This is a genomic window from Georgenia sp. AZ-5 (genome assembly GCF_043952095.1).
Classification (GTDB): domain Bacteria; phylum Actinomycetota; class Actinomycetes; order Actinomycetales; family Actinomycetaceae; genus Georgenia.
In genome coordinates, this window is sequence record NZ_JBINOU010000001.1 from 2,274,718 (window position 1) to 2,293,020 (window position 18,303).

The following is an 18,303-nucleotide window of genomic DNA, read 5'->3' on the forward strand; positions in this document are numbered from 1 at the left end:
TCCAGGAGACAACCCCCGTCCCGAAACGGGCCTAATCTGGCACCCGTGACGACTGCCCACGAGGAGCCTTCGGGCTGGTACTCCGTCCCCGAGCTGGCCGACCTGTTCGGCGTACGGCTGCGTGACGTGCGGACGATGCTCAGGGAGAGACGCCTGCTGGCCGTCCCGCACGGGCCCAACGCGGCGGCGTCCGTGCCCGCGGAGATGGTCCTCGGGCCGGAGGAGGCCGAGGGGCCGTGCCCGCTGCCGTCGCTGCGGGGCACGCTCATCCTGCTGGGCGACGCGGGCCTCGGTGACGACGAGGCGATGCGCTGGCTCTACACGGCCAACGACGAGCTCGGCTCCACGCCGATGACCGCGCTGCGTGAGCGCCGCACCCATGCGGTGCGGCGGGTGGCGCAGACGCTGGCGTTCTGACCGCGGCGCCGGGCGTCGGCGCCTGGTGGGCGCGGCCCTTCTGCCAGCGCCGTCGGTGCGTCAGGCGCTGCGGCGGGTGAGCGCGGTGGCGAGGCTCTCGAGCAGCCGCGCCGCCTCGGCCGGAACCCCGGCCTCCCCGAGGGCGCGCAGGCCGGCGTCCTCCCGCTCGGCGATGAGCTCCTCGTGGGCGTCCAGGGCGCCGGACCGGCGGATGAGGTCCTGCAGCGCGGCGACCTCGCCGGCGGTGAGGTCCGCGTGGCCCACCCGCGAGCGCACGAGCTCGCGGTCCGCCGGTGTGGCCCGTGCCATGGTCATCGCCAGCAGCACCGTGCGCTTGCCCTCGCGGAGGTCGTCGCCGGTGGGCTTGCCGGTCACCGCGGGGTCGCCGAAGACGCCGAGCTCGTCGTCCCTCAGCTGGAAGGCCTCGCCGAGCGGTCCGCCGACGGCGCGCAGGCGCTCCAGGAGGGCGTCGTCGGCGCCGGCGAGCGCCGCGCCCAGCAGGAGCGGGTGCTCCACCGAGTAGCCCGCCGACTTGTGCCGGATGACCTGCCGCGCCCGCTCCACGGCCCCGGCGTCGTCGTCGCCCCACGGCACGTCCTGCGAGCGGACGTCCAGGTACTGACCGAGGGCCACCTCGGCGGTCATCACGTCGTAGATCTCGCGGGCGCGCCGGCCGGCGTCCGCGGGCACGAGCGCCCGCGCCCGCTCGAGCTCCATGGCCGAGACGGCGAGGAGCAGGTCGCCGAGCACGATCGCCGAGGCGCTGCCGTAGTCGTCCGGGTCCCCGAGCCACCCCCGGCCGGAGTGGTCCGCGGCGAACCGCCGGTGCGCCGCCGGCAGCCCGCGGCGGGTGAGCGAGCGGTCGATGACGTCGTCGTGCACCAGGGCGGTGCCCTGGAAGAGCTCGAGCGCAGAACCGGCCAGGACGACCGGGCGCGTCGCCTCCTCGCCGCTTCCGCCGCCGGCGGCCAGCCATCCCGCCGCGCACAGCTGCGCGCGCAGCCGCTTGCCGCCGCCGAGCAGCTCCCGCGCCGGGGCGACGAAGTCGGTCAGCGCCGCTCCGACGGCGGCGAACCGCCCGGTGTGCTCGTCCAGGGCCACCAGGACGCGGTCGGAGACCATGTCGCGGACGTCGGCTACGGAGACTGGCATGGGACGAGCCTACGGGGGCGCGCACCCGGGGCGTGCGCGCACACCCGCGGGGCTCGTCCGGGGCGGCACCGCGGGCGCGTGGCTCCCCGTGCGCGCCCACGAGACCGTCCACAGGAGGCTCGGGCTGGCGTGCGTCCACACCGGCGGGGCGGCCCCGGCGGCCCGGGCGCTGCGATGGCGGCATGGACAAGATCCTCCGGCTGCGGGAGCCGCGTGACCTCCTCGCGCTCGTGCCGTACCGGCTCGGGTTCCATCCCGAGCGATCCACCGTCCTGGTGTCGGTGGTCGTGACCGCGGCCGGGCGCGACGAGGTCGGCCTCGTCGCACGCGTCGACACGGCCGACCTCCTGCACCCTGTCGGCGGTCCAGGGGTCGCGCGCGGGCTGGCCCGGCACCTCGAGGAGGACGGAGCGGACGCCGTCCTGGCCGTCTTCTACACCGACCTCGACGCCGGGGAGCGGTCGCTCTCGCCCGAGCTGGCGCAGGCCAGGGAGGTCCTGCAGAAGGCGCTCGGGCGTGTGCTCGACCCGTGGGCGGTGGGCCCGGACTCATGGGGCCACCTGGCTTGCGCGGGGTGCTGCCCGGCCCAGGGCCGTTCCCTGCAGGACCTCACGGGCTCCGAGGTCGCTGCGGTGATGGTGCTCGCCGGCAGGTCCGCGGCGCGCCGGCGCGACGACCTTGCGGTCGGGCGCGCCGCGGCCGGACCGCGCGCGGTGGCAGCGCGGGCCGCGGAGCACGCGGGGGTGGCCCGCCGCCAGGAGCGGCCCGGGGCGCGGCGGCTGGACGCCTCGGGGCGGTGGGACCGCGCCCTCGGGGCGGCGGAAGCGCGCGTGCCGGGTCCCGCGGTGCTCGGCGGGCTGCTGGACTCCCTGGCGGACCGGGTGGTGAGGGACGCCGTGCTCGCCCGCACCCTCGACGGCGGGAGCCGCCCGGTCCGCCACTACCTGGACGCGCGCCAGGTCGCGCGAGCGTTCGACGCCGCGGGGCCGCCCGTCCCGGGTGCGGTCGAGCCGGCGATGGCGCTCGCCGGCGCCGTCGCGGCCCACGCCCCGGACGGCGGCGCCGCGCCCGCCCTGGGCATGCTCGCGTTCCTGGCGTGGTGGTCGGCCGACGGCGCCCGGGCCGACGTCCTCGCGCGCCAGGCGCTCGACGAGGAGCCCGGTTACGCGCTGGCCGAGCTTGTGGTGACCGCCCTGCTCCAGGGCATGCCACCACCGTGGTACCGGCGCCGCGCGTGACGCGCGCGGCGCCCCAGCCGGGAGCGCCGTCCGCCGGTGGCCGTGCGCGGCCACCGGACCGGGCCTGGGACGGCCGGTCATCTAGTACCGTCGCTCACGATTCAGCCGACGGATCGCGGGCGGCGCCCGCGCGGATGGGGGACTGCATGTCGATCGTGGTGGGCTACGTCTCGACCAAGGAGGGCGACGCCGCTCTGGCCGCCGCCGTCGCCGAGGCCCGCCGCCGCGGGAACAAGCTCGTCGTGGTGCTCTCCAGGCGCGCGCAGGACGAGGACCCCGCGGCCCTCGAGGCCGAGGCGGACACCGTCCGTGACCGCCTCGACGACGCCGACGTCTCGTACGAGGTGCGTCAGCTGCGCCGCGGGTCGGACGTCGCCGACGACCTCGTGTCCACGGCCGTCGAGGACGGCGCCGAGCTCATCGTGATCGGCCTGCGCCGCCGATCCCCGGTGGGCAAGCTCATCCTCGGCTCGAACGCCCAGCGCATCCTGCTCGACGCCCCCTGCCCGGTGCTCGCCGTCAAGCCCGAGCCTGCGCCCTGAGTCCAGCGGCGCCGCCGCGCAACCGGCGGTGGCCGCCGGACCGATCCGCCCCAGAACAGGAGCCACAGATGCCCTACCCGACCGACCGGAAGTACACGACCGACCACGAGTGGATCACCGTCGACGACGACGTCGCGAGGGTCGGCATCACCGCCTACGCGGCCGAGGCGCTCGGCGACGTGGTCTACGTGGACCTGCCGGAGGTCGGCGCCACCGTGAGCGCGGGGGAGAGCTGCGGCGAGATCGAGTCCACCAAGTCGGTCTCGGACCTGGTCGCGCCCGCCACCGGCGAGGTCCTGGAGGTCAACGCCGCAGCCGTCGACTCCCCGGAGTCGGTCAACGCCGACCCCCACGGCGAGGGGTGGCTGTACGCGATGCGCGTGACGGAGCTGCCCGAGGACCTCCTGGACGCCGAGGCGTACACGGCGCTGGTGGAGGGCGAACCCGCCTGACGTCCGACGGCCGCGCGGCCCCGGGATCGGGAATGCGTCGGCGGACAGGGGCGTTGGACATGCCGTACGCCCGCGACGCACCGGCGGCCGCCGTCGGTGCTCTAGGCCGCCCTCCCGGGAGGTGTTGCACGGGAATCGGATAACCCGCGCCCAAGACCGCCCCCGGACGTTATAATTGTAGGGCTGCCGCGTTGTCGCCGGCTCAGCCGCGTCCCCCGCCGAAAGGTTCTCTGTGTCGTCCACCCCTGCCTCCAAGTCCACCCGCACGACCCGGACCACCCGGCCCGCTGGTGCGGGGGCCGCTGCTGAGGCCTCGGTCGAAGAGGCCACCGGGGAGGCCGCCGCCACGAAGAAGACCTCGCGCACGGCCGCGGCCACCGGCGAGACCTCGGCCACCGCCAAGAAGCTGGCCGCCCGCAAGGCGCCCGCCCGCAGCAGCGCCAAGTCCGCCGCCAAGCCGGCCGCCCGGGCGACCAACCTCAAGGCCGTCCCCGACGCCGCCCAGGAGACCAAGCCCGGGGACGAGGAGCCCACGGTCGAGGAGACCGGCTTCGTCGTGTCCGACGCGGACGACGACGACGCCCCGGTCCAGCAGGTCGTCACCGCCGGCGCGACCGCCGACCCGGTCAAGGACTACCTCAAGCAGATCGGCAAGGTGGCCCTCCTCAACGCCGAGCAGGAGGTCGAGCTCGCCAAGCGGATCGAGGCCGGCCTGTTCGCCGAGGAGAAGCTGGCGAACGAGGGCGACAAGCTCGAGCCGAAGCTGCGCCGCGAGCTGCAGTGGATCGCCAACGACGGGCACCTCGCCAAGAACCACCTGCTCGAGGCCAACCTGCGCCTCGTCGTCTCCCTGGCCAAGCGCTACACCGGCCGCGGCATGCTGTTCCTGGACCTGATCCAGGAGGGCAACCTCGGCCTGATCCGCGCGGTCGAGAAGTTCGACTACACCAAGGGCTACAAGTTCTCGACGTATGCCACCTGGTGGATCCGCCAGGCGATCACGCGTGCGATGGCCGACCAGGCCCGCACCATCCGCATCCCCGTGCACATGGTGGAGGTCATCAACAAGCTCGCCCGCGTGCAGCGCCAGATGCTCCAGGACCTGGGCCGCGAGCCCACCCCGGAGGAGCTGGCCAAGGAGCTCGACATGACGCCCGAGAAGGTCGTCGAGGTCCAGAAGTACGGCCGCGAGCCGATCTCCCTGCACACCCCGCTCGGCGAGGACGGCGACAGCGAGTTCGGCGACCTCATCGAGGACTCCGAGGCGGTCGTGCCCGCGGACGCGGTGAGCTTCACGCTCCTGCAGGAGCAGCTCCACGCCGTGCTGGACACCCTGTCCGAGCGCGAGGCCGGCGTCGTGTCCATGCGGTTCGGCCTGACCGACGGCCAGCCGAAGACGCTCGACGAGATCGGCAAGGTCTACGGCGTCACGCGCGAGCGCATCCGGCAGATAGAGTCCAAGACGATGTCGAAGCTGCGCCACCCCAGCCGGTCCCAGGTGCTGCGCGACTACCTGGACTGATTCCCTAAGGGGGATCGGGTTGTCAAGCGGTCCGCCTGTTGACGGGCTGTGTGGGCCCGGTCAACGATGAGGAGCGAGGAAGGTCGCCCCGTTTGCCGACACTGCGTGTGTCTGGCTGTGACTGTCCGGTAGGGACTGTCTGGGGGGCCTTCCTCGCTTTCTTGCTGCGGCGGCGGGCGCGGACCTCGGCCGGCACCGTCCAGTGCTGGCGGACGATGGCCTTGGCCTCCTCGGCGCTCACTGGGCGCCCGTCGGTGTCGCGGATGACGTAGGGCTCGCCGCGTCGCATGACGGTCCAGAACCGTTCGGCCAGGTGGGCGGCGACGACGCACAGGGCGCCGAGGTGGTCCTTGCCGCGTTCGACCATCTGGACGTAGTACAGGCGGGCGAGCTGGGGGTCTTGGTGGCGGGCGGTGTCCGCGGCGCGGATCAGGGTGGTGCGCAGCAGCGAGGAGCCGGCCTTGGACATCGGCTGGCCCTTGCGGTCGGTCTCGCCGGTCTCGGAGGCCCTGGGGGCCAGCCCGGTGTAGGAGCGAAACGCCTTGGCGTTGCGGAACCGGGCTGCGTCCCCGGTCACGGCGACCAGCGCGGGACCGCTGATCTCGGCGACGCCGGGCAGAGAGCGGGCCAGCTCTTCTGGGTCGACCTGCTGGTAGTAGGCCTCGCGGTGCTGGGCGTGTTCGGCGAGCTCGGCCTGGACGGCGCGCAGCAACCGCACCTCGGTGGCGATCTCGGCGGCGAGGTCGGCGAAGGCCACCGCGGGGTGCTCGCCGTACAGGGCCAGGGAGGCGCGGGCGGCCTCGAGCCATTGCTGGGCCCGGTCGCGGCCCTGGTGGCCGTGCGAGGCCCTCGTGATCAGCGTGGTCAGGCGCGTGAGCCCGGCCCTGGTCAGCGCCCGCGGGTCGGCGTAGCGCTCCAGGACCGCCAGATCGGCGACGCCGAGGTCACCGGTCAGCGGCGACATCGGCAGCACCTGGCGGGCCAGGTCCTTGATGCCCCGCTTGTGCTCGGCCCCGGCCCGGGTGAGCCGGTCGGTGGCCCGCACCCGCCGGTCCAGCCCGGCCCGCTCCGCGCCGGGCAGCTCCAGGGGTCGCAGCCCGGCCGGGTCGAACAGCGGCAGCCGGGCCAGGGTCTCGGCGTCGATGCCGTTGGTCTTGGTGTGCCGGGACAGGAAGCGGCGCAGGTCGGCGGCCTTGGCCGAGCTGACCCGGTGGACCAGGTGGCCGCGGGTGGCGAAGAACACCGCGATCGGCAACCACGCCGGCCCGGTCGGCTCCATCACGACCTCCAGCCGGGTGCCCGCCTCGGCGCCGGCCAGCGCGGCCTGCTCGATGCCGGTCAGGCTCTCCACGGTCGGCCAGGCCTTGCGCCTGGCCACCGTCGCACCGGTCTCGTCCAGCACCCGGACCGTATGGGCGGTCGCGATGCCCAGGTCGATGCCCACCAGGCGCCGTGTCGCCATCTGATCTCCCCTTCGTCGGTGACGGTTGACACCGGCCCGTCCGGGGTGGAGCGACGCACTACGGCCACGGTCCCAAGGAAGACACGCGGCCAACCGCGGCTCCCACTCATGTGCTGCAACCGGCACCGGCCTCGGCGGACCGGGCCACTTCCCTCAACCGGGGCATCCGTGGCCGGCCGGGAGTGGCAATCAGGCCAACGGGGCAAGCACTCCACGCGGAGCACCTCCCCAGAGCGGATCTCGACGCCACCACCCGGACCAACCGGGATGACCTACGCATACCCTGGGACCCCGACCACGTGGTGGCTCCACGCCGCCGATGTCCCTTACATGAGCAGGACGACGACGAGGCCCGCACCTTCCCCGGAAGGCGCGGGCCTCGTGCTGTCCGGTGGCGGGAGCCGTCGCGGCGCGCGGCGCTCAGCGCTCGTGCGTGTGGCGTGCGGTGGCCACCTGGAAGATGCCGAAGCACATGAGCCCGACGGTGACCACGCCGGTCAGCACCGCGCCGAGGGGCAGGGCCAGCAGCGCGCCGAAGGCAGCGTCGACGCCGCCCGCCTCATCGGGGTCGTGCCGGACCGCCGCGGCGAGGACCAGCCCGCCCAGCACGCACACCGACACGCCCCGGGCGACGTTGCCCACGCGGCGCACCCGGCGGTCCAAGGCGGGGTCGAGGTTCCCGGCGAACGTGCCCGTCCAGCCGCGATAGACGAACCAGGCGCCGAGGCCGACCGTCACGATGCCTGCGCTGGCCACCAGCACCATGACGAGAGGCAGCGCGCGACCCGCGGTCGTGCTCGCCAGCTCCCCCGAGGCGCCTGCTGGGAGGCCTCCGGGCGGCTGGACGAGCCGAGGGCGACCTGGAGCGCGAGCCAGCCGAGGAGGAACCACAGGACGCCCAGGGCGGCGCAGGCGAAGCGGCCCAGGGAGCGCAGCCACCGGGGCGCCGGGGCGGCCGGCGTCAGGCCTGTCTCGCGGGAGGCGTCCTCCACCTGGCCCGACGGCATGGGCACACAGAACCACGACGATCCCCGGCATCCCGGGTCTCGGGGGATCGGCATGCCGCCGCCCGGCACGCAGAAGGCCGCCACCCGGTCGGGCGGCGGCCTCCTGGAGCTGCAGGCGTCAGCGGGCGGCGGCGTTCTTGTCCTCGTGGAGCCTGTCGGTCTCGTCGTGGATGCTCTTCGCGACACCGGCGAGGGCGTCGGCGTGCCGCCGCGCGTGGTGGGCGCAGAAGAGCAGCTCGCCGGACTCCAGCTGCACGCGCACGTACGCCTGCGCCCCGCAGGCGTCGCACCGGTCCTGAGCGGTGAGTTCTGGCGTGGTCGTTGTTGCGGTCATGTGAGCATGCAACCAGACGCGCCCGAGATCCATGCCGCCGAATCGGCGCGGTTCGCTCCCGGCGTAGTCCGGCAGGTCGGCCGGCGAGGGACGCACGTCCCCACCAGCGCGCCCGCGGGGCCTCACCGGGGTCCCGCCGGGGAGATTTTTCCCCACCAGACGCGGGTCGGTGCCGGTCCGTGTGGGTGGGCGAACCTAAGGTAGGGCGCGTGTCAACCGCCACCGCGAACGCCGCGTCGAGCTACACCGCCCGCCACCTCTCCGTGCTGGAGGGGCTCGAGGCGGTGCGCAAGCGCCCCGGCATGTACATCGGGTCCACCGACTCCCGCGGCCTGATGCACTGCCTGTGGGAGATCATCGACAACGCTGTCGACGAGTCCCTCGAGGGCCACGCGAGCAACATCGAGATCATCCTCTACCCGGACAGCTCGGTGGAGGTGCGCGACGACGGCCGCGGCATCCCGGTGGACACGGTGGAGTCCGTGGGCCTCAGCGGCGTGGAGGTGGTCTTCACCAAGCTGCACGCCGGTGGCAAGTTCGGCGGCGGCTCCTACGCCGCCTCCGGCGGCCTGCACGGCGTGGGCGCGTCGGTCGTCAACGCCCTGTCGGCCCGTCTCGACGTCGAGGTGGACCGGGGCGGCAAGACGTACCGGATGAGCTTCCACCGCGGCGAGCCGGGCACCTACGACGACAGAGCGGGCCTGTCGCCCGAGTCGCCGTTCGAGCCGTTCACCGCGTCCTCGGAGCTGGCCGTGGTCGGCAAGGTCCCGCGCGGTCGCACGGGCACTCGGGTGCGGTACTGGGCGGACCGGCAGATCTTCCCGGCGTCGGCGCACTTCTCCTACGAGGACCTCATCGACCGCGCCCGGCAGACCTCCTTCCTGGTCCCGGGGCTGACCCTCACCGTGCGCGACGAGCGGCGCCTGCCCGGCACCCCGGGCGAGCAGGGCTCAGCGGAGGAGGTCTTCCGGCACGACGGCGGCGTGGTGGACTTCGTCGACTTCCTCTCCCCGGACGGCTCGGTCACGGACACCTGGCGGCTGCGCGGGACGGAGACGTTCAACGAGACCGTCCAGCAGCTCGACGACAAGGGGCACCTGCGGCCTGTGGACGTCGTGCGCAGCTGCGAGGTCGAGGTGGCCCTGCGCTGGGGGATCGGCTACGACACGACCCTGCGGTCCTTCGTCAACATCATCGCCACCCCCAAGGGCGGCACCCACCAGGCCGGGTTCGAGCAGGGCCTGCTCAAGACGCTGCGCAAGCAGATCGAGACGAACGCGCGCCGGCTGAAGGTCACCGCCAAGGACGGCAAGATCGAGAAGGAGGACGTCCTCGCCGGGCTCACCGCCGTCGTCACGGTCCGGTTCCCCGAGCCGCAGTTCGAGGGCCAGACGAAGGAGGTGCTCGGCACCGCGCCGATCCGCTCGATCGTCGCCAAGGTCGTCGACCGGGAGCTGACCGCCCTGCTGACCTCGTCCAGGCGCTCCGAGAAGACCCAGGCCGCGGCACTCCTCGACAAGGTCGTCGGCGAGATGCGGGCCCGGGTGTCGGCGCGCATGCACAAGGAGATCTCGCGGCGCAAGAACGCCCTCGAGACCTCCACCCTGCCGGCCAAGCTGGCCGACTGCCGCAGCGAGGACATCGACCACACCGAGCTGTTCATCGTCGAGGGGGACAGCGCGCTCGGCACCGCCAAGCTGGCCAGGTCCAGCGACTTCCAGGCGCTGCTGCCCATCCGCGGCAAGATCCTCAACGTCCAGAAGGCCTCCCCGGGCGAGATCCTGAAGAACGCCGAGGTGGCCTCGATCATCCAGGTCATCGGTGCCGGCTCCGGCCGCACCTTCGACGTCTCCCAGGCGCGCTACGGCAAGGTCGTGCTCATGACGGACGCCGACGTCGACGGCGCCCACATCCGCACTCTGCTGCTGACGCTGTTCTTCCGGTACATGCGCCCGCTGGTCGAGGCCGGCCGCGTCTTCGCCGCCGTCCCCCCGCTGCACCGCGTGGAGATGGCGGGCAGCGGCGGGAAGAAGGGCGAGGTGATGTACACGTACTCCGAGGCCGAGCTGACCGCCGTGCTGAAGAAGCTCGAGCGCTCGGGCAAGCGGTACAAGGAGCCGATCCAGCGCTACAAGGGTCTGGGTGAGATGGACGCCCACCAGCTCGCGGAGACCACGATGGACCCCGCGCGGCGCACTCTCCGGCGCATCTCCATGTCTGACGAGGCGGCCCTGAACGAGGCCGAGCGCGTCTTCGAGCTGCTGATGGGCAACGAGGTCGCCCCGCGCAAGGACTTCATCGTCGCGGGCGCCCACGCCATCGACCCGGACCGCATCGACGCCTGACGACGTCCGAGGAGCTCGGGCCGGCCTCACCGATCCGGGGTCGCGTGAGGTCGCCCCTGTCCGCCTAGGTCGGCCGGGAGGGAAGCGACGAGGGCGGCGACGCGGTCGAGGACGCCGGGGACCTCCGCGGCGCGGCTACGCCCGGAGGAGCGCCCTGAACCGCCATCTGCCGAGGTCGGTGGCGGCGAGCACGGGTGGCTCGCGTGCCCGGTATCACCGCCCGGGCGCCGGGTTGGGCGCGCGGTGCTCGCCTAGGATCGGGACCATGCCATCCGCCGTCGACCGCCCCGCCGGGCCGCTCGCCGAACGTCTGCACGTCCCGGACGTCGCCGAGCTCCCGCCGCCCCACCTGGGACTGACGTGGCGCGCGCTCACCCCGGCTGATGACGAGGCCGTCCGCGCCCTGGCGGACCGCTGCGCGCCCGTCGACCGGCCTGTGCGCCGGCAGCTCCCGGGCCAGCAGGTGGCCGCGCTCGCCACCTTCGGGGACGTCGTGGCCCACTCCCTCGGCGGCTTCGACGGTGCCGGGGAGCTGCGCGCCATGGCGCTGGTCTACCTCACCCCCGGCGCCGAGCGCGTGCTCACCGCGTACCTCAGCGCGTCCATCGACCCCGGGTGGCGCGGCCGCGGGATCGGCCGGGCGCTGCTCGACTGGCAGGACGCCCGCGCCCGCCAGCTGCTGGCCGCCGACGGCCGGGACCTCCCGGTGCGCATCGCCGCCTACGTGGACGAGCACCTCGCGGACCGGCGCAAACTCTACGTGGCCGCCGGGTTCAGCCCCAAGCGGGTGGTCCAGCGGATGAGCCGCCCCGTGGCCGGCCCGCTGCCGGAGGCGCGGCCGCCGGCCGGCGTGCGGATCGTCGACTGGTCGTCCGAGCTCGACGAGGCGGTCCGCGGCGCCCACAACGAGGTGTTCGCGGTCCGCTGGGGGGCCGAGCCGATCGGCCCCGGGCGGTGGGCCCTCGACCGCCGTGACCTCGTGCCGTCCTGGAGCAAGGTCGCCCTGACCGAGGACGGCGAGGTCGCCGGGTACGCGCTGACGTGCCGCCACGAGGAGACCCCCGCGGCCGGCGAGGGCTGCACCGAGAAGATCGGCGTGCGCGGGCCCTACCGCCGGCAGGGCGTCGCCAGCGCGCTGCTCTGCGCCGTCGTGCGCGCCCTGGCCGCGGACGGGACCGAGGTCGCCACCCTCGAGGTCGACGCCGTCGAGGGCTCGGGGGACCACCGGTTCTGCGAGCGGCTCGGGTACGAGCGGCGGGGCGCCCGGATCCTGTACACCATCGAGACGTGACGACGCCGCGCCGTCCCGGCACCAGACGCGACGCCCGCGCAGCCGACCACGTATGGTCTTCGACGTGTCCGCCGCGGTCGTGAGCCCGGGGGAGGGGACGCCCGGGCGGGCGTCTGCCCCCCTGTCCGAGCGTGCCCGGGCCCCCCAGACCCTCGCCACGCCGAACGGCGTGCCCGGCCTGCGCTGGGGCGCGCTGGACGTCGCGGACCTCGCCGCGCTCGAGAGCCTGATCGGCCGTATCGAGGAGGCCGACGACCCGCCGTACCGCACGTCCGCCGAGGAGGCGCGGGAGTACTTCGAGGCCACCCACTCCTGGAGCGCCCTGGGCGCCTGGGACGAGGCCGGCACACTCCGCGCCTTCGGCTTCGTGCGCATCCGGCGGGGCGACGAGACGCTCCTGCGCGCGTTCTGCTCGGGCGGGGTGGACCCGCACTGGCGCGGCAGAGGCGTGGGCAGCGCCCTCATCGACTGGCAGGTCGGCCGCGCGCGGCAGATGCTTGCCGCCTCCGGCAAGGAGGCCCCGGCGCGCATCGTCGTCCACGTGGACGAGGGCATGGCCGCGCTCGAGCGGCTCCTCACCGCCCGTGGCTTCACGCCGCGCCGGTGGTACATGGAGATGCGCCGCGACCTGTCCCGGCCGATCCCCGAGGTGACGCTGGGGCCGCACCTGGCGGTGGTGCCGTGGTCGGAGGAGCTCGACGACGCCGTCCGCCGGGCGCACAACCGCGCCTTCGGGGACCACTGGGGCTCCCAGCCGCACACGCCCGAGTCCTGGCGGCAGGGCCGCACCCACTTCGCGCCCGCCTGGAGCTTCGTCGCGCTCGACCGCAGCTCCGACCGGGCCCAGGTGGCCGGCTACATCATGTCGGGCCGCTACGAGCAGGACTGGGCGGCCATGGGCTGGACCGAGGGCTACACGGAGATGATCGGCGTGCTGCCCGAGTGGCGCGGCCGCCACGTCGCCTCCGCGCTGCTGACGGCGGCCATGCGGGCGTACGCGGCCGACGGCATGGAGTACGCCGGCCTCGACGTCGACGCGGACAACCCCACCGGCGCCGCCGGGCTCTTCGTCCACCTGGGCTACGAGCGCACCCGCGGCTCCGCCATGTACTCGATCGAGATATAGGGCGGACGCCGCGGTCAGGTGCGCCGTGAGGTCACCGGCAGAAGTGACCGCTCGGCGGCGCGTCAGCCGATCGCGGCGACGGGCACCGGGAGGGCGTGCCCCGAGCCGTCGCGGCGCTCGTCGACCGGGGGCAGCTCCACGGCCTGGCCGCCGGCGCCGACGGCGCGCGCCGGCTCGGGCCCGACCCACGCCAGCTGCAGGCGGTCCTCCCCGCGCAGGAAGCGGTGCGCCCGGACCCCGCCGGTCGCCCGGCCCTTGGCGGGGTAGCGGTCCAGCGGGGTCACCTTGGCGCTGCCCGGGACCGTGCCGGGCAGCGCGTCGGACGAACCGGCCACGGTGACGAGGACGGACGCGGAGACCGAGTCGCCCGCGACCACGCCGAGGTGGATGACGGTCGCGCCGTCGGCGAGCCGCACGCCCGCCACGCCCTGGCCCGCGCGGCCCTGGGGCCGGACCACGGAGGCGTCGAACCGCAGCAGCTGGGCGTCGGAGGTGACGAGCACGAGCTTGTCGGCGTCGTTGGCGTGACCGGTGCCCACCACCCGGTCGCCGTCGCGCAGCGAGATGACCTCCCAGGCGTCCCTGTTCGCCGGGTGGTCCGGGTTGACCCGCTTGACCACCCCGCCGGCGGTCGCCAGGACGAGCGGCGGCGCGCCGGCGTCGAGCCTGGCCAGGCCCACGATCTCCTCGCCCTTCTCCAGCGTGAACAGCTCGGTCACGGGCACCCCGCCCGACAGGCTCGGGGCGGCGCCGGTGCTGGGCAGCGCGGGGGCGTCCAGCACGTCCACCCGCACCAGCCGGCCGGCCGAGGTCACCGCCGCCACCTGCCCGCGGGCCGTGCTGGGCACGGCGTGCGCGACGGCGTCGTGGGAGCTCCGCGGCCCCGTGCGCAGCGGCGCGTCCGGCGAGGAGGTCCGCGCCAGCAGCCCGGTGCCGGAGAGCAGCACCCAGCACGGCTCGTCGGCGATCTCCAGCGGCAGCGCGCCGGCGCGCCCGGACGGGCCCGCGGCGGCCGTGGTCGCCGGTCCGCCCGCGTGCTCGAGCAGCACCGTGCGCCGGGGCGTGCCGAAGCTCTTGGCCACCTCCGCCAGCTCGTCCGAGACCAGCTGGCGGAGCAGCTCGTCGGAGTCGAGGATCGCCTGGAGCTGGGCGATCTGCCTGGCCAGCTCGTCGGCCTCCGCCTCGAGCTCGAGGCGGGAGAACTTCGTCAGCCGGCGCAGGCGCAGGGCGAGGATGTACTCGGCCTGCTGCTCGGAAAGGTCGAAGACCTGCATCAGCCGCGTGCGCGCCGCCTCGGCGTCGTCGGAGGAGCGGATGACCGCGATGACCTCGTCGATGTCCGCAATGGCGATGAGCAGGCCGGCCACCAGGTGGGCGCGCTCGTTCGCCCTCGTCAGCCGGTGCGCGGTGCGGCGGCGCACCACGGACAGGCGGTGGTCGACGTAGACCTGCAGCAGCTCGCGCAGGCCCAGGGTGCGCGGCTGGCCGTCGACGAGGGCGACGTTGTTGATCCCGAAGGACTCCTCCATCGGGGTGTGCTTGTAGAGCTGCTCGAGCACCGCCTCGGGGTTGAAGGCGTTCTTGACCTCGATGACCAGTCGCAGCCCGTGGTGGCGGTCGGTGAGGTTCTGGACGTTGGTGATGCCCTGGAGCTTGCGGGCCTGGACGGCGTCCTTGATCTTCTCGATGACACGCTCGGGCCCCACCATGTACGGCAGCTCGGTGACGACGATGCCCTTCTTGCGGGGCGTCACGTTCTCGACGCGGGCGGTGGCCCGGGTTCGGAAGCTGCCCCGGCCGGTCGCGTAGGCGTCGCGGATGCCCTCGAGCCCGACGACCTTGCCGCCCTCGGGCAGGTCCGGCCCCGGGACGAACCGGATGAGGTCCTCGAGCGTGGCGTCGGGGTGCGCGACGAGGTGCCGGGCAGCGGCGACCACCTCGACGAGGTTGTGCGGCGGCATGTTGGTGGCCATGCCGACCGCGATGCCGGTGGCGCCGTTGACCAGCAGGTTGGGGATGGCCGAGGGCAGCACGCCCGGCTGCATGATCTGGTTGTCGTAGTTGGGGACGAAGTCGACGGTGTCCTCGTCCAGGTCCGACGTCATGGCCAGCGCGGCGGGCGCGAGCCGCGCCTCGGTGTACCGGGGGGCGGCGGGGCCGTCGTCGAGGGAGCCGAAGTTGCCGTGCCCGTCGACCAGGGGCAGCCGCAGCGCGAAGGGCTGGGCCAGGCGCACCATGGCGTCGTAGATGGCGCTGTCCCCGTGCGGGTGGAGCTTGCCCATGACCTCGCCGACGACGCGGGCGGACTTCACGTGCCCCCGGTCGGGCCGCAGCCCCATCTGGTCCATCATGAAGAGGATCCGTCGCTGGACCGGCTTGAGGCCGTCGCGCGCGTCCGGGAGGGCGCGCGAGTAGATGACGGAGTAGGCGTACTCCAGGAAGGAACCCTGCATCTCCGCGGAGACGTCGATGTCGACGATCTTCTCCGGGACACGCTCGGGCGGCGTGGGGGTCTTACGGGCCATGAGGGCGATTGTCCCCGATGCCGGCCCGTTGCCGGCGCACCGACCGCGGTGTGGTTGGCCTCATGTCGCTACGCTCGGCGCCATGGAGCGCGGTGCGGACCCGGAGTACCCCTGGCACTGGGCCGCCGACGTCATCCTGCGCGACGGCGCCACTATGCACATCCGCCCGATCCGTCCCGAGGACGCCGAGGCGCTGCAGCGCATGCACGTCGCCCAGTCCGCCCAGTCCATCTACTTCCGCTTCTTCGCGCCGCTGCCCCGCCTGGGCGAGCGGGACCTGCACCGGTTCACGCACGTCGACCACCATGACCGGGTCGCGCTGGTGCTCGTGCAGGGGGAGGAGATCCGCGCGGTGGGCCGCTTCGACGTCGTCGAGCCGGGCGTCGCGGAGGTCGCCTTCAACGTCGCCGACACCGAGCAGGGCCGCGGGCTCGGGTCCGTGCTCCTCGAGCACCTCGCCGCCGCGGCCCGCGAGCTGGGCATCGAGCGCTTCGTCGCCGACGTGCTGCCCGCCAACGCCCGCATGATCCGGGTCTTCACCGACGCCGGCTACGAGGTGACCCAGCGCATGGAGGACGGCGTCATCTCGGTGTCCTTCAGCATCGAGGAGACCGAGCGGTCCTGGAAGGTCATGGCGGAGCGGGAGCGCCACGCCGAGGCGCAGAGCATGCGCGGCCTGATGCAGGCCGGGTCCGTCCTGCTGCTCGCCATGGGGCCCGCCGACGAGGAGGGGCAGGTCCTCGCCCGGCACGTGGCCCGCTCCCTGACGGCCTCGCAGTTCACCGGGCCCGTCCACCTCGTCGGCCTGGCTGACGCCGCCGTCCCGGCCGGCAGGGGCGGGGCGCCCGACGGCGGGCCCACCGCCGTCCCGGCGTCGCACGGCAGCATCCGCCGGTACGCGACGCTCCAGGAGGTGCCGCCCGGCGTCGACCTCGCCGTGGTGGCGGGGCCGCCGGACGCCGTGGTCGCCGCCGTCCCCGCGCTGCACCGGCTCGGCGTGCGGGCGCTCGTCGTCCTCTCCCACGGCTTCGGGGAGTCCGGCCGTGAGGGCATGGCGCGCCAGCGCGAGCTGCTGCGCCGGACACGGGGGGCCGGCATCCGGCTGGTCGGGCCCGCCTCCTACGGCGTCGTCGGCGTGGGCCCGGCGGGGCGGTACAACGCGACCCTGTGGACGGAGGAGGAGGCGCCGGGCACCGGCGGCGTGCGGCCCGGGCGGGGCGGCGGGATCGGGCTGTTCACCCAGTCCGTCGCCGCCGGCCTCGGGCTGCGCTCGACCGCCGCCCGCCGGGGGCTGCCGGTGACGACCTTCGTCTCCGCGGGCAACCGGGTCGACGTCTCAGGCAACGACACCCTGCAGTTCTGGTCCACGCACGACGCGACGGCGGTCGGCACGCTGTACCTGGAGTCCATCGGCAACCCGCGCAAGTTCTCCCGCATCTCCCGCCGTGTCTCGGCGGCCAAGCCGGTCGTGGCGGTGGTGTCCGGGCAGACCGGTCAGGCCACACCGCCCGGCCACGCGGTGCGCACCTCCCGCCAGCCCCGGCGGGTGCTCACCGAGCTGGTCCGCCAGTCGGGCCTCGTCCGGGCGCGCACCACCCGCGAGGCGCTGGACATCGCGGCGCTGCTGCTGTGCCAGCCCATCCCGGCCGGGCCGCGCACCGCGATCGTGTCCTCCTCGGAGACGCTCGCCGGGCTGGTCGCCGACGTGCTGCGCGCCGAGGGGCTGGAGGTCGCCGGCCAGCCGGTGCCGCTCGCGCCCATGGCCGGCGGGGAGGAGTACGACGCGGCGCTGCGGGAGCTGCGCGAGCGCGAGGACTTCGACGCCGTCGTCGTCGCCCACTCCCCGGCGCTCGGCACGCGCGACACGGACGTGGCCGCGGCGGTGGCCCGCGCGGCGGCGGCGGACGGCCGCACCTGGGTGGCGAGCGTCTACGGGCTGCACGGGCTGACGCCGGAGCTGACCCACGACGGCGTGGTCGTGCCCTCCATGAGCACGGTCGAGGACGCCGTCACGGCCCTGGCCGGCGCCGTGGGGTACGCCAGCTGGCGCACCGGCGCCGGCGACCCGCTCGTGCACCCGCCGGGGATCGACCCCGCCGCGGCCCGGCGCGTGCTGGCCCCCGTGCTGGCGTCCGTGGGCCCGGGGGAGCGGCGGGAGCTGGACGCGCCCACGGTGGCGGCGCTGCTGGCCTGCTACGGGATCGACGTGCTGCCCGCGACCCACGTCGCCGGCGAGGCCGAGGCGGTGGCCGCGGCGGAGCGGATCGGGTGGCCCGTCGCGCTGAAGACGGCGGACCGGGTCCTGCGCCACCGCGTCGACCTCGGCGGCGTGCGCCTGGAGCTGGGGGACCCCGACGCGCTGCGCGAGGCCATGGCGCAGATGGGCCAGCGGGTCGAGCAGCTGCTCGGCCGCCCGACCACCTTCGAGGTGCAGGCCATGGCCCCGCCCGGGGTCGCCTGCGTGGTGCGAGGTACGGAGGACGACCTGTACGGGCCGGTGGTGGCCTTCGGGCTGGCGGGCGACGCCACCGAGCTGCTCGAGGACGTCTCCTACCGCATCCCGCCCCTGACGCGGCGCGACGTCAGCGAGATGGTCCGCTCGGTGCGCGCGGCGCCCCGGCTGCTGGGCCACCGGGGGCTGCCGGTCTCCGACGTCGCGGCCGTCGAGGACGTCGTCGCCCGGGTCTCCATGCTCACCGACGACCTGCCGGAGGTCGCGGAGGTGCTGCTCAACCCGGTGATCGTGGGCGAGCGGGGGGCGTGCATCACGTCGGCGGTGGTGACGGTCGCCCACCCGGTGCGCCAGGACGCCGGCAGGCGGGCGCTGCCGGTCCCGCCCGAGGAGGTCCCGGCGGGCGGCTGATGCCCGCCGACACGCGTCACCACCAGC

General features: G+C 74.5%; 15 protein-coding genes. 9 read left to right on the forward strand and 6 right to left on the reverse strand.

Translation table 11 applies throughout. The annotated features are described in order from the left end of the window. The first annotated feature begins 45 nt into the window (after positions 1-45). Positions 46-417, forward strand: a complete 372-nt coding sequence (locus ACF0H8_RS10710; protein ID WP_395288915.1) for an Rv2175c family DNA-binding protein — start codon at positions 46-48, stop codon at positions 415-417. A 60-nt stretch (positions 418-477) separates the two neighbouring features. On the opposite strand, the gene ACF0H8_RS10715 is transcribed toward ACF0H8_RS10710, so the two are convergent. Beyond that, entirely contained in the window at positions 478-1,569 is a 1,092-nt protein-coding gene (locus ACF0H8_RS10715; RefSeq protein ID WP_395288916.1) for a polyprenyl synthetase family protein, read from the reverse strand. A 182-nt stretch (positions 1,570-1,751) separates the two neighbouring features. Between ACF0H8_RS10715 and ACF0H8_RS10720 the strand changes: the two genes are divergently transcribed. The 4 genes from ACF0H8_RS10720 to ACF0H8_RS10735 all read left to right on the forward strand — a co-directional run bounded on the left by ACF0H8_RS10720 (position 1,752) and on the right by ACF0H8_RS10735 (position 5,323). Beyond that, positions 1,752-2,807: a DUF4192 domain-containing protein gene (locus ACF0H8_RS10720; protein ID WP_395288917.1), complete on the forward strand. Its 1,056-nt coding sequence runs from the start codon at positions 1,752-1,754 to the stop codon at positions 2,805-2,807. A 146-nt stretch (positions 2,808-2,953) separates the two neighbouring features. Further along, entirely contained in the window at positions 2,954-3,349 is a 396-nt protein-coding gene (locus ACF0H8_RS10725; RefSeq protein ID WP_395288918.1) for a universal stress protein, read from the forward strand. Positions 3,350-3,417: 68 nt separating this feature from the next. Next, positions 3,418-3,801 carry a glycine cleavage system protein GcvH gene (gene gcvH, locus ACF0H8_RS10730; protein ID WP_395288919.1) on the forward strand — a complete coding sequence of 128 codons (384 nt, stop codon included), beginning with the start codon at positions 3,418-3,420 and terminating at the stop codon, positions 3,799-3,801. A gap of 232 nt (positions 3,802-4,033) precedes the next feature. Continuing rightward, the gene (locus tag ACF0H8_RS10735; RefSeq protein WP_395288920.1) at positions 4,034-5,323 is read left to right on the forward strand and encodes an RNA polymerase sigma factor; all 1,290 of its coding nucleotides are present in this window, start codon (positions 4,034-4,036) and stop codon (positions 5,321-5,323) included. 22 nt (positions 5,324-5,345) lie between these two features. On the opposite strand, the gene ACF0H8_RS10740 is transcribed toward ACF0H8_RS10735, so the two are convergent. The 4 genes from ACF0H8_RS10740 to ACF0H8_RS10755 all read right to left on the reverse strand — a co-directional run bounded on the left by ACF0H8_RS10740 (position 5,346) and on the right by ACF0H8_RS10755 (position 8,126). Continuing rightward, positions 5,346-6,785: an IS110 family transposase gene (locus ACF0H8_RS10740; RefSeq protein WP_395288921.1), complete on the reverse strand. Its 1,440-nt coding sequence runs from the start codon at positions 6,783-6,785 to the stop codon at positions 5,346-5,348. A 420-nt stretch (positions 6,786-7,205) separates the two neighbouring features. Further along, a complete protein-coding gene (locus ACF0H8_RS10745; protein WP_395288922.1) occupies positions 7,206-7,541 on the reverse strand; it encodes a DUF1206 domain-containing protein in 336 nt (111 codons plus the stop codon). Continuing rightward, the gene (locus tag ACF0H8_RS10750; RefSeq protein WP_395288923.1) at positions 7,520-7,792 is read right to left on the reverse strand and encodes a hypothetical protein; all 273 of its coding nucleotides are present in this window, start codon (positions 7,790-7,792) and stop codon (positions 7,520-7,522) included. The genes ACF0H8_RS10745 and ACF0H8_RS10750 overlap by 22 nt, the downstream gene beginning before the upstream one ends. A gap of 118 nt (positions 7,793-7,910) precedes the next feature. Beyond that, positions 7,911-8,126, reverse strand: coding sequence for a hypothetical protein (locus ACF0H8_RS10755; RefSeq protein ID WP_395288924.1), 216 nt, complete (start codon positions 8,124-8,126; stop codon positions 7,911-7,913). Between the two features lie 209 nt (positions 8,127-8,335). On the opposite strand from ACF0H8_RS10755, the gene ACF0H8_RS10760 reads away from it, so the two are divergent. The 3 genes from ACF0H8_RS10760 (at position 8,336) to ACF0H8_RS10770 (ending at position 12,888) form a co-directional block, all read left to right on the forward strand. Further along, positions 8,336-10,471, forward strand: coding sequence for a type IIA DNA topoisomerase subunit B (locus tag ACF0H8_RS10760; protein WP_395288925.1), 2,136 nt, complete (start codon positions 8,336-8,338; stop codon positions 10,469-10,471). Between the two features lie 265 nt (positions 10,472-10,736). Beyond that, complete coding sequence (locus tag ACF0H8_RS10765; protein WP_395288926.1) at positions 10,737-11,762, forward strand: GNAT family N-acetyltransferase; 1,026 nt, start codon at positions 10,737-10,739, stop codon at positions 11,760-11,762. Between the two features lie 64 nt (positions 11,763-11,826). Beyond that, complete coding sequence (locus tag ACF0H8_RS10770; RefSeq protein ID WP_395288927.1) at positions 11,827-12,888, forward strand: GNAT family N-acetyltransferase; 1,062 nt, start codon at positions 11,827-11,829, stop codon at positions 12,886-12,888. Positions 12,889-12,950: 62 nt separating this feature from the next. Here the strand turns inward: ACF0H8_RS10770 and ACF0H8_RS10775 are convergent, their stop codons facing one another. Further along, on the reverse strand, positions 12,951-15,413 hold the full coding sequence (locus ACF0H8_RS10775) for a DNA topoisomerase (ATP-hydrolyzing) subunit A (RefSeq protein WP_395288928.1): 2,463 nt from the start codon (positions 15,411-15,413) through the stop codon (positions 12,951-12,953). Between the two features lie 82 nt (positions 15,414-15,495). On the opposite strand from ACF0H8_RS10775, the gene ACF0H8_RS10780 reads away from it, so the two are divergent. After that, positions 15,496-18,276 (forward strand): GNAT family N-acetyltransferase, encoded by a 2,781-nt coding sequence (locus ACF0H8_RS10780; protein ID WP_395288929.1) that lies wholly within the window; start codon positions 15,496-15,498, stop codon positions 18,274-18,276. The last annotated feature ends 27 nt before the right edge of the window (positions 18,277-18,303 follow it).

What these genes read in the sequence shown, in the direction of transcription:
- ACF0H8_RS10725 (WP_395288918.1), top strand. Translation starts at nt 2,954, where the DNA reads ATGTCGATCGTGGTGGGCTACGTCTCGACCAAGGAGGGCGACGCCGCT.
- gcvH (WP_395288919.1), top strand. Translation starts at nt 3,418, where the DNA reads ATGCCCTACCCGACCGACCGGAAGTACACGACCGACCACGAGTGGATC.
- ACF0H8_RS10765 (WP_395288926.1), top strand. Translation starts at nt 10,737, where the DNA reads ATGCCATCCGCCGTCGACCGCCCCGCCGGGCCGCTCGCCGAACGTCTG.
- ACF0H8_RS10780 (WP_395288929.1), top strand. Translation starts at nt 15,496, where the DNA reads ATGGAGCGCGGTGCGGACCCGGAGTACCCCTGGCACTGGGCCGCCGAC.
- ACF0H8_RS10750 (WP_395288923.1), bottom strand. Translation starts at nt 7,792, where the DNA reads ATGCCGTCGGGCCAGGTGGAGGACGCCTCCCGCGAGACAGGCCTGACG.
- ACF0H8_RS10720 (WP_395288917.1), top strand. Translation starts at nt 1,752, where the DNA reads ATGGACAAGATCCTCCGGCTGCGGGAGCCGCGTGACCTCCTCGCGCTC.
- ACF0H8_RS10775 (WP_395288928.1), bottom strand. Translation starts at nt 15,413, where the DNA reads ATGGCCCGTAAGACCCCCACGCCGCCCGAGCGTGTCCCGGAGAAGATC.
- ACF0H8_RS10740 (WP_395288921.1), bottom strand. Translation starts at nt 6,785, where the DNA reads ATGGCGACACGGCGCCTGGTGGGCATCGACCTGGGCATCGCGACCGCC.
- ACF0H8_RS10755 (WP_395288924.1), bottom strand. Translation starts at nt 8,126, where the DNA reads ATGACCGCAACAACGACCACGCCAGAACTCACCGCTCAGGACCGGTGC.
- ACF0H8_RS10715 (WP_395288916.1), bottom strand. Translation starts at nt 1,569, where the DNA reads ATGCCAGTCTCCGTAGCCGACGTCCGCGACATGGTCTCCGACCGCGTC.